This window comes from Senegalia sp. (in: firmicutes) (genome assembly GCF_052088025.1).
GTDB lineage: Bacteria > Bacillota > Clostridia > Tissierellales > SIT17 > Anaeromonas.
This window is the reverse complement of sequence record NZ_JBQCYD010000083.1, coordinates 1-4,717: the sequence shown is the minus strand read 5'-3', so window position 1 is coordinate 4,717 and position 4,717 is coordinate 1. Positions and strand designations below refer to the sequence as shown.

Annotated in this window: 4 protein-coding genes; all 4 read right to left on the bottom strand. The window is 26.3% G+C overall.

Translation table 11 applies throughout. The annotated features are described in order from the left end of the window. Positions 1 to 146 precede the first annotated feature (146 nt). Genes ACTHUW_RS12515 through ACTHUW_RS12500 form a run of 4 tightly spaced genes read right to left on the bottom strand, consistent with a single transcriptional unit; the run spans position 147 to position 4,585 of the window. Complete coding sequence (locus ACTHUW_RS12515; protein ID WP_442210132.1) at positions 147 to 839, bottom strand: response regulator transcription factor; 693 nt, start codon at positions 837 to 839, stop codon at positions 147 to 149. A gap of 30 nt (positions 840 to 869) precedes the next feature. Then, positions 870 to 2,324 carry a hypothetical protein gene (locus ACTHUW_RS12510; protein ID WP_442213498.1) on the bottom strand — a complete coding sequence of 485 codons (1,455 nt, stop codon included), beginning with the start codon at positions 2,322 to 2,324 and terminating at the stop codon, positions 870 to 872. After that, the gene (locus tag ACTHUW_RS12505; protein WP_442196765.1) at positions 2,317 to 3,726 is read right to left on the bottom strand and encodes a sensor histidine kinase; all 1,410 of its coding nucleotides are present in this window, start codon (positions 3,724 to 3,726) and stop codon (positions 2,317 to 2,319) included. Before ACTHUW_RS12505 ends, ACTHUW_RS12510 begins: the two co-directional genes overlap by 8 nt. Before the next feature lie 19 nt (positions 3,727 to 3,745). Continuing rightward, on the bottom strand, positions 3,746 to 4,585 hold the full coding sequence (locus ACTHUW_RS12500; RefSeq protein ID WP_442198796.1) for a polysaccharide deacetylase family protein: 840 nt from the start codon (positions 4,583 to 4,585) through the stop codon (positions 3,746 to 3,748). Between the last annotated feature and the right edge of the window lie 132 nt (positions 4,586 to 4,717).

Genomic DNA, 4,717 nt, shown 5'->3' with positions numbered 1-4,717 from the left:
ATACTCAACTATTTTCTTTCCTTCAATTGTTGGTGTTGTAGTAGATATCATTTAAGTAGCCTCCTTTTATTCTTATTTCTTATTATACTATATATTTACATATAATTTAATGATTTTATTTTATTTGTTGAATTATTTAAAAAATATCAATCAAGCATCTTCCATCTATATCCATATCCCCAAACCGTTTCTATATGCTTTGGTTGTGAGGGATCATCTTCTATTTTTTGTCTTAACCTTCTAATATTAACATCTACTGCCTTACAATTTCCGAAATAATTTTTACCCCATACTTGATCTAATATGTCATTCCTGCTTAATGCACTGTTAGGATTTGTTAAAAACATATTCATTAAATCATATTCTATGGGAGTTAAATCTAAGATTTTATTGTTCTTATATATTTTTCGTCCCTTATTATCTATTCTAAAAGAACCATTTATAAAGCCTTGTGTTTTATTGTTTTGTGATAAATCTACTCTTCTATAGAGTGCATCTACTCTTGCCACTAGTTCACTAGGACTAAAAGGTTTTGTTATATAATCATCTGCACCAATTGAAAGACCTGTTATTTTATCTAACTCTTGACTTTTAGCAGTTAGAATAATGATTCCAATTTCTTTACTTCTTTTTCGTAATTCCTTACATACTTTAAATCCATTGATACCTGGGAGCATTACATCTAGAATTGCTACGGATATATTATCATTATCTAATGATTTCTCTAAGGCCTCTTCTCCGGTCTTCGCCTCTATTATTTCATATCCTACTCTTTTTAAATTTATTTTAATAAATTTTCTAATACTATCCTCATCTTCTAATATTAATACTTTGCTCACTCAAGTCACAACTCCTTAATATATATAATACTATTTAGCTAATTTCTGTCTGATTTTCCCATCCCATAATTCCACGTAGCTTCCAGTGGCCCATTCAGCCATCACTACTTCTTCATGTTCCTTTCTTTGAATAGTCTTTATAGGTTTAGAAGATAGTAGATTATTTTCTATAGAATATATATCTATCTTACTATTTGAAATAATAATTGCTATATCTTTATTAGGGGAAGTATAAGCATCAATAGTTTGAGGTACTTTAGACTTTATATAATCCCAAGATAATAATAATTCATTATAATTTATCAGCTCATCTGTAGGCAACACATTTATATTGAAATCTTCATAAGTTTCTTTTACTGTTTTACTAGAAAATAATCTGCCTTTTAAAATCCAATACCCATTCCTTCTAGCCATAGTAAAGTTTTTTGAATTTATATTAAGCTTCAAATCATCTAAGTTCTTATAACCTTTAGATATCATGAAGTCTTCGGCTGAATTATAATATGAATTTTTATCATTGTATTTATCTATATCACTAAGTAATAATCCTTGCTTTATACTAATATTGTCTAAGGGCAAAACTTTGTACCTTGGAGCTTTTTTATCAATATCATTGATATTTATATATTCTATTGCAAGATAGTCATCACTTACAAAGTGAATCACTTTCTTTTCTTTATCCTTATATTTTTCTTTTTCATTAGATATTTCATTGTCTGTAAATTCAACAGGATGGGCATATATACTATCGGAATCTAAGTAACTATTAATATTCATCTCCCAGAAGCCACTTCTTCTAGGAATCATCAAGTCTTTTATTTCTAGTATTGGATTGATTTTTTTATCACTAGCAGATATCCACAAAGTCCTATAGGAAATTTCACTATTAAAATCATCCTGAGTTGAAGATTTAAGTCCTAAAAGCACTCCAGAGGATAGGTTTTCATTATCTTTTTTATTATCTTTGATTAAATATTTATCATTTTTATTTCTATCAATATCTATATGATCTATATTATTTGATGTTTTTTCTAGATATAAAAATGCTCCTTGATAGTATAAGAGGATGTTTTTTTTATCAATCTGCACTATATCAAAAAAATAATTATTATTAGATGTAACTATTATAACATTTATTTTATCTGAATCTATATTTAAGGTATCTATATCTGTTTTATAAGTATATAAAAAATATTCTTCTGCATTTACAGACTTTGATTTATATTCAGGATTTTTAATTAATTTATCATTTAAAAAAACATATTCATTAGTAAAGACAACGTCCTTATTTAGAATTTTGTTTTTTTCTTCTTTGCTTAATAAACCTTCTTCTATTGTTCTCGTTTCTTTTACTTTCCATGTTCCTTGTAGAACTATATTTAAATTATCTGGAGAGATTATTTTATCTCCATCATCTATATCCAAATTGCACCCTTGGATAAACAATATCAAGAACAATAACATGATTAATTTAATTTTATTCATTTTCTATATCCACCTTATAATTAATAGGTATTTTTATAATTACTTTAGTTCCTTCTCCTAACTTGCTTTCAATACTAAGTTCTCCATTATGTGCTTTTATTATTTCATCACTAATTGCGAGACCCAATCCAGTTTTTGATTTAGCGGTTTTGCCTTTATAAAACTTTTCTTTTATTTTGGGAAGATCATCTTCATCTATGCCATATCCATTATCTTCAATCTCTATAATTAAATATTTATCCTGAACTCTAGCATCTATTACTACTTTTCCTCCAGCTTTAGTAAACCTAAAAGAATTATCTACTATATTGATTAATACTTGCTTTATTTTATCCCTATCAATATAGACTTCTGATAAATTTTCTTCTGAGTTTACTCTAAATAATAAGTTCTCTCTTTGAGCTCTAGATTGCATGTGTATTTTTATATAATCAAGTATTTCTCTAATATCTGTATTTTGTCTGATTAAAGTTGTTTTACCTGAAATAAATTTTGAAAAATCTAATAGTTCTTCTACCATAGTAGTAAGTCTTTGGGTTTCATTTTCAATTATTGTTAATCCATCTTTCATAGTTTCTTTATCATATATATGATCAGTATTTAAAGTGGCTGCCCATCCTTTTATTGATGTTAATGGCGTCCTTAACTCATGAGATACAGAAGATATGAAATCATTTTTTAATTCTTCTTTTTTTATTATTTCTTCAGCCATATAATTTAAGGTAGTAGATAGTTTTCCAATCTCATCATCATATTTTTTACTGCCTCTAATTTTAAAGTTACCTTTTGCCATTTTTTCTGCAATCTTAGTTACTTCTTTAATTGGAGATACTATAGTATTTGATATTATATAGCTTACTATAGTTGCAATAATCATAACTCCAAGTCCAATTATTATAAATATAATAGAAATATTAGTTATAGATTTATCTATTTGTTCTAATGAAGTGATAAAGCGTATTACTCCAACGATTTCTCCCTCAGATTTCAATGGATATGATACAGCCATCACAGAATAGTCATCATAAGTAACTTTCCCCGTCCAAGTTCCATTTTTACCCTGTAATGCTTTCTCAACATCAGATGTTATTATTATATCTTCATGTATCACTCCTATAGAATCCATTAAAACATTTCCATACAAATCCAATATCTGAACTTGATTATCAGTTTGATTCCAAAAAACATCAACATTATCTAATATATTATCTTCAAGTGATGTATTTGAAAAATATCTAGAATAAAAATCAGATGATATTTCTATTTGATTTGTAAGCAGTTCTTGTGCATTATTATAATAATATTGACGAAGAAGGCCTATTAATAATACTTCAAATATTAAAATTGTAATTAATATAACTAAAATAAAAGCTCCAACTAATCTTTTTTTTATGCTCTTCATGTTTCATCCTTTTATTTATTTATTTTAAAATCCCAAATTCATAGCCTTCAGATTTAAGATAATCAATAGTTTGTGGCAATGCTTCTACAGTAGTCTTTTTTGCTGGTGAATCATGCATAAGAATTACTACCCTTTTCTTTCCCTTTACTGTATCTTTTATATGAAATAATAATTCATTTGAATTTTTATAATTGCCTTCTGAATCTCTGTTTAATGCATTCCAATCTATATAATTGTATCCATTATTTACCACTGATTTTCTAAATACAGCTTTCTTTTCTCCAAAAGACCCGCCTGGAAACCTAAATAATCTATTATTATAATCTTCGCCTATTATATTTTTTAATATATTATTAGTCTTACTTATATCATTTAATAGATTGTCAGTAGATGCATATATTTTCTTATATTCATGAGAATATGTGTGGTTTCCTATACTATGACCTTTTTTGTGTATATCCTTTATTGTTTGTTCGTTTACTTCAGCTAGCTCACCTAATACAAAAAAAGTCGCTTTAACATTCTTTTCATCTAGAATTTTGAGTATTTTAATAGTATTATTGCTAGGACCATCATCAAATGTTAAAAATGCAATTTTTCTTTCATCATTTAAATAAGCTTCTTCAACTGGTAGGCTAAGTATAGAATCTTTTTTTATTTCTTCTTCTTTTTTATTTTCAAATAGATTAGCTTTGTTTGTTTTAATATATTCTTCTTCCTCTTTTATTTCTATAGGATTATTTTTATCACTTACACTTTTATTGTTCCCAATTAATACTATAATTGCTATATTCACTATTATACATAAAACTATAAATCTTATAAACCTATATCTTTTATTAATTTGTCTTTTACTCATTCTTTTTGTCCTCCTATGATACAAAATGTCAATTGCTTAACTATAATAATATTCTATATCATAAGTACTCGTTTTAAGTAACAAAACAGTATTAAAGGGTTACAATTAAGTTACAAAGTTAAAAGTATCCTA